This window comes from Pseudomonas sp. Pse1, from assembly GCF_024519635.1.
In the GTDB taxonomy this organism is placed as follows: domain Bacteria; phylum Pseudomonadota; class Gammaproteobacteria; order Pseudomonadales; family Pseudomonadaceae; genus Aquipseudomonas.
In genome coordinates this window covers 1-342 of the sequence record NZ_JALJRO010000108.1, presented here as the reverse complement: position 1 = coordinate 342, position 342 = coordinate 1, and the positions used below count along the sequence as shown (strand labels likewise).

Annotated in this window: 1 protein-coding gene; it reads left to right on the top strand. The window is 64.3% G+C overall.

Annotation, left to right across the window (positions count from 1 at the left end):
* Nucleotides 1-342: hypothetical protein (locus NR126_RS29195; RefSeq protein WP_256832515.1), on the top strand; the 342-nt coding region annotated here is incomplete at both ends.

The following is a 342-nucleotide window of genomic DNA, read 5'->3' as shown; positions in this document are numbered from 1 at the left end:
CATCCGCATCCGCATCCGCATCCGCATCAGCGTCGGCATCAGCATCCGCATCCGCATCCGCATCCGCATCCGCATCGGCATCCGCATCCGCGTCGGCATCGGCGTCAGCATCCGCATCCGCATCCGCATCCGCATCCGCGTCGGCATCCGCGTCAGCATCCGCATCGGCATCGGCATCGGCATCGGCATCGGCATCGGCGTCAGCATCCGCATCGGCGTCGGCGTCGGCATCCGCATCCGCATCCGCATCCGCATCCGCATCAGCATCAGCATCCGCATCCGCATCCGCATCAGCATCAGCATCAGCATCAGCATCAGCATCAGCATCAGCATCAGCATCAG